The following is a 5,355-nucleotide window of genomic DNA, read 5'->3' on the forward strand; positions in this document are numbered from 1 at the left end:
TTGCTGACGGTTAAAAGCGGGGGGATTACCGCAGGGCGACACCGGCTTCCGCGTCTTCAAGCTCGACACCTCCAATATCCGCGTCTGGAATCCCAAACCAGACGATCTGGAAGCCACACTATTCGACCATCAGGATCATCTGCTCGAAGGTCGCAGCGAGGCTGATGTGCTTTACGAACTGCTGCTCAAGTTGGGGCTGGATCTGTGTGTGCCCATCGAACAGCGCAATATCGAAGGCCTTCACGTCCATGCCATTGGCGGCGGCGTGCTGCTGGCGTGCCTGGCTGAGACCATCACCCGCGAACAGGTAGAGCCGCTCGCCCAGGGCATCATCGGCTGGCACAAGGAGTTGGCCCCTGCCGGTGACACCACCTGCGTGTTCCGCGACAGCGCCTTTGCTGATGACGTGGCCAAGACCAATCTCGCCGCCATTCTGGAGCAGCACGGCATCCAGAACGTGCGCAGCTTGTAAGGGAGGTTCGCTATGAAACTGCACTTCGAGCCGAACCTCGACTACCAGATGCAGGCCATTGAGGCCGTGTGCGATCTGTTCCGTGGTCAGGAGGTCTGCCGTACCGAGTTCACGGTGACCATGAAATTGCCCGATGACGTGCAGATGTCACTGGGCGTGGCGCAGTCCGACCTTGGCGTTGGCAACCGCTTGACGCTGCTCGACGACGAGCTGCTCAAGAATCTGGCTGACATCCAGTTGCGCGGTGGCCTGCCGCCTTCTGGCGCGCTGACTTCGGGCGATTTCACGGTGGAAATGGAGACCGGCACCGGCAAGACCTATGTCTACCTGCGCACGATTTTCGAGCTGAACAAACGCTACGGCTTCACCAAGTTCGTGATCGTGGTGCCTTCAGTGGCGATCAAGGAGGGTGTTTATAAAACCCTGCAGATCACCGAGGAACACTTCAAGGGGCTCTACGCGGGCGTACCCTTCGATTACTTCCTATACGACTCCGGTAAGCCGGGGCCGGTGCGCAATTTCGCCACGAGCTCCAACATCCAGATCATGGTGGTGACGGTGGGCGCCATCAACAAGAAGGATGTGAACAACCTCTACAAAGAGAGCGAGAAAACCGGCGGCGAGAAGCCCATCGACCTGATCAAGGCAACCCGGCCGATCATCATCGTGGATGAGCCGCAAAGCGTGGACGGCGGCCTGGAAGGCCGTGGCAAGGAAGCACTGGACGCCATGAACCCGCTCTGCACGCTGCGCTACTCCGCCACCCATGTGGACAAGCACCACATGGTGTTCCGCCTGGATGCCGTGGATGCGTACGAGCGCAAGCTGGTTAAGCAGATCGAGGTGGCATCGGCCACGGTTGAGGATGCGCACAACAAGCCTTTCGTGCGCCTGGTGAAGGTGGAAAACAAGCGCGGCCGCATCAGCGCCAAGATCGAGCTGGGTAAACAAGCCGCCACTGGCGTGCAGCGGGTGGAGGTGACGGTCAGCGATGGCGACGACCTTCAGCAGAGCGCCGATGGCCGCGCGATCTATGCCGATTTTCGGGTGGGCGAGATCAATACGGCCAAGGGCGAAGAGTTCATGGAACTGCGCTACCCCGGCGGCGAAGTGTTCTTGCAGCCTGGCCAAGCCCACGGTGATGTGGATGCGCTGGCCGTGCAACGCGAGATGATCCGCCGCACGATCAAGGAGCACCTGGACAAGGAAAAGCACCTGCGCCCATTGGGGATCAAGGTGCTCAGCCTGTTCTTCATCGACGCGGTGGACAAGTACCGTCAGTACGATGCGGACGGCCAGCCGGTCAAGGGCGTGTATGCGCAGATGTTCGAGGAGGAATATCGCCGTGCCGCCAAGTTGCCGGCCTACCAGAGCTTGTTTGCCGAGATCGATCTGGCGTCCGCCGCCGAAGAGGTGCACAACGGCTATTTCTCCATCGACAAGAAGGGCGGCTGGACCGACACCGCCGAGAACAATGCGGGTAACCGGGAGAACGCCGAGCGCGCCTACAACCTGATCATGAAGGAGAAGGAGAAGCTGCTGTCCTTCAGCACGCCGCTGAAGTTTATCTTCTCCCACTCCGCGCTCAAGGAAGGCTGGGACAACCCCAACGTGTTCCAGATTTGCACCTTACGCGACATTCAGACCGAGCGCGAGCGTCGCCAGACCATTGGTCGCGGCCTGCGCCTGTGCGTCAACCAGGATGGCGAGCGGGTACGCGGCTTCGAGGTCAACACCCTGACAGTGGTGGCCACGGAAAACTACGAACAGTTTGCCGAAAACCTGCAAAAGGAAATCGAGAAAGACACGGGCATCCGCTTTGGCATCGTGGAGCCGCACCAATTTGCCGCCATTGCCGTGACCGGCGCTGATGGGCATGCCGCACCGCTAGGCATGGAGCAATCGAAGGCACTGTGGGAACACCTGAAAGCCGCCGGCCATATCGATGTCAAGGGCAAGGTGCAGGATTCACTGAAAACGGCGCTGAAGAACGGCACCTTGGAGCTGCCAGCCGAGGTTGATGCACAGAAAGCCCAGATTTCCGAAGTGCTGCGCAAGGTGTCGGGCCGGCTCGACATCAAGAATGCCGATGAACGCAGGCAAGTGCCGCTGCGCAAGGGCAAAGATGGCAAGGCCGTTTATCTGAGTGACGAGTTCAAGACACTGTGGGACCGCATCAAGCACCAAACAACGTACCGCGTGCAGTTCGATAACGCCAAGCTGGTGACGGATTGCATCGCAGCGTTGCAGAAGGCTCCGGTGATTGCCAAAGCGCGGCTGCAATGGCGCAAGGCCGACATCTCTATCGGCAAGGCCGGTGTCGCCGCGACGGAGAAAGCGGGCGCGGCGACCGTGGTGCTGGACGAGGCGGATATCGAGCTGCCGGATTTGCTGACCGACCTGCAGGACCGCACCCAGCTCACCCGGCGCACCATCGTCAGCATCCTGACGGGAAGCGGCCGCCTTGACGACTTCAAGCGCAATCCGCAGCAGTTCATCGAATTGACCGCCGAAACCATCAACCGTTGCAAGCGCTTGGCCCTGGTCGATGGCATCAAGTACCAGAAGCTCGGCGACCAGCATATCTATGCGCAGGAGCTGTTCGAGAAGGAAGAGCTCACCGGCTATCTCAAGAACATGCTGCTGGATACCCAGAAGTCAATCTATGAGCACGTGGTGTACGACTCGACCACCGAGCGGGACTTCGCCGATGGGCTGGAGAAGAACGACGCCATCAAGCTCTACGCCAAGCTTCCAGGCTGGTTCAAAGTGCCCACGCCGCTGGGTACCTACAACCCCGACTGGGCCGTGTTGGTGGAAGAAGACGGCACCCAGCACCTGTACTTTGTAGTGGAAACCAAGAGCAGCCTGTTCACCGATGACCTGCGCGACAAGGAAAGCGCCAAGATCGAATGCGGCAAGGCGCATTTCACTGCGCTGGGGGTTGGTGAGAACCCAGCCCGGTATGTAGTGGCGCGCTCGGTTGACGATCTTTTGACCGAGGCGGCAAAAGGATAGGTTCTGTCGCTGTCACGGAGAGAGACGACACAAAACACAAGGAGCAGAAGTCCGAAATGAAGATCCAATCCGTTCGCATCCGAAACTTTCGCACGTTGAAAGACGTGACGGTTCCGTTCGATTCCGTCACGACCTTCATTGGGCCGAACGGTGCCGGCAAGTCGACGGTGCTTCGTGCGCTCGACTGGTTCTTCAACGGCAAACCTGGGGCGCTGACGGAGAAGGATTGCTCTTTTGGGGCGACTGACGAAGACATCGAGGTTCAGGTCACCTTTGCAGATCTCACCGAGAAGGATCGCGAGGCACTTGGCAAGTACGCACCGGAAGGAGTCGCCACGTTCACCGCATGGAAGCGCCGATCCCCTGATGGCGCCGATGTGCTCTCCGCCAATGCAAAGGGATTCCCGGCTTTCAATGCCATCAAGGCGGCAGGCGGTGCGACTGCGAAGAAAGAGCTGTGTGCCACTCTCCGGCGCGAGCGACCGGAGCTTGATCTTCCTGCGGCGAATACTGGTCCAGCCGTTGATCAGGCAATGACAACTTGGGAGGCGGCTCACACTGATCAATTGCTCGATGCGCTCGAGGCTTTGCAAACCAATTTCTTCGGTTTCAATAGTGGCGGCAAGATGAGCGGGCTATTTGACTTCGTGTTGGTGACGGCTGACCTTCGGGCAAGTGAGGAGTCGATCGATGGCAAGGCAAGCATCATCGGCCGAATCCTGGAGCGCTCGATTGACCGAACTGCTGCTGATGAGGCGATCGCGGAAATCGTTGCGGAGTCACGGGCAAAGCAGCAACTGGTCTATGAGGAGAAGTTCAAGGGGCAGCTTGGAACCATCACGACGCAGCTCAACGAGGTTGTCACAACCTATGCGCCAGGCCGGGCAATCATGGTTTCTCCGGCTGAAGTGGAACTCAAGGCACCTCGCACGATGTTCGACGTGGCCGTGCTCGACGGCACCACCGAGACTGCGGTGGAGCGGCAGGGACACGGCTTTCAGCGCACGCTGCTGATTTCGGCTCTGCAACTCTTGGCGCAGTCGGGCGCAGCCTCGGCCGAGGGAGTCATCTGTCTGGCGATCGAGGAGCCAGAACTTTTCCAGCACCCGATCCAGGCGCAGACTTTTGCGAAGGTGCTCAGGTCGCTCGCCGAAGACGCTGGCAAGCGCATCCAGGTGACCTATGCGACGCATAGCCCCTACTTCCTGGAGGCTCGACATTTCCATCAAATCAGACGGCTGACGAGATCCGCTGACGAAGTCCCGGTGGTGACGGTCCACTTTGCCACGGTTGAGGATGTGAAGGCCAGGCTGAATAGAACAGTAGATGGTGATGTGGTCGATCGCAGGCTCGACCACAACGTGGCTGACCAGCTTGCGATAGCGCTCTTCGCGAATCGGGCATTTCTTGTGGAGGGGACAACCGAATCTGCTGTGTTCTACGGCATTGGGGATAGAACTTCCCCCGGTGCCCTTGAAGCAGCAGGAATTTCGATCGTTTCTGTGGGCAGCAAGGCATCGATACCACTCGCGCATGCGATTTTGAAATCTATTGGTGTGCCAGTCTACGCACTGTTTGATGCAGACGGTGGATTCGAAGCGCGGGCCAAAGCCAAAAACAAAAAGCAAGATGACATAGATCGTGAGCTCAACAATCACGCGGTAGAGAACCGCAGGTTAATGCGGTACTTCGGCTTGCCTGAAGAAGATTTTCCATCCGCCACCATTTCTGACGTCGCGGCCATATTTGATGACCACCTCGAATCATTCCTTTCGGAAAACTGGAGGGAGTGGATGGTCGCTTGCAGAAGTGTTGAGGATGCTGCCGGGATAAGGTAATCCCCCCGCTTTTAACCGTCAGCAAAG

Annotated in this window: 3 protein-coding genes; all 3 read left to right on the forward strand. The window is 58.6% G+C overall.

All coding sequences use genetic code 11. The annotated features are described in order from the left end of the window. The first annotated feature begins 208 nt into the window (after positions 1 to 208). The 3 genes from HMPREF3113_RS18965 to HMPREF3113_RS10200 are packed head-to-tail and all read left to right on the forward strand — an operon-like array spanning position 209 to position 5,328. Positions 209 to 472 carry a hypothetical protein gene (locus HMPREF3113_RS18965; protein ID WP_254665273.1) on the forward strand — a complete coding sequence of 88 codons (264 nt, stop codon included), beginning with the start codon at positions 209 to 211 and terminating at the stop codon, positions 470 to 472. Between the two features lie 12 nt (positions 473 to 484). Continuing rightward, the gene (locus HMPREF3113_RS10195) at positions 485 to 3,490 is read left to right on the forward strand and encodes a type III restriction-modification system endonuclease (protein WP_070472020.1); all 3,006 of its coding nucleotides are present in this window, start codon (positions 485 to 487) and stop codon (positions 3,488 to 3,490) included. Positions 3,491 to 3,546: 56 nt separating this feature from the next. Then, entirely contained in the window at positions 3,547 to 5,328 is a 1,782-nt protein-coding gene (locus HMPREF3113_RS10200) for an ATP-dependent nuclease (protein WP_254665274.1), read from the forward strand. Positions 5,329 to 5,355 lie beyond the last annotated feature (27 nt).

Origin of the sequence: Stenotrophomonas sp. HMSC10F06 (assembly GCF_001807865.1) — a bacterium.
GTDB classification, from domain to species: domain Bacteria; phylum Pseudomonadota; class Gammaproteobacteria; order Xanthomonadales; family Xanthomonadaceae; genus Stenotrophomonas; species Stenotrophomonas bentonitica_A.

What these genes read in the sequence shown, in the direction of transcription:
- HMPREF3113_RS10195 (WP_070472020.1), top strand. Translation starts at nt 485, where the DNA reads ATGAAACTGCACTTCGAGCCGAACCTCGACTACCAGATGCAGGCCATT.
- HMPREF3113_RS10200 (WP_254665274.1), top strand. Translation starts at nt 3,547, where the DNA reads ATGAAGATCCAATCCGTTCGCATCCGAAACTTTCGCACGTTGAAAGAC.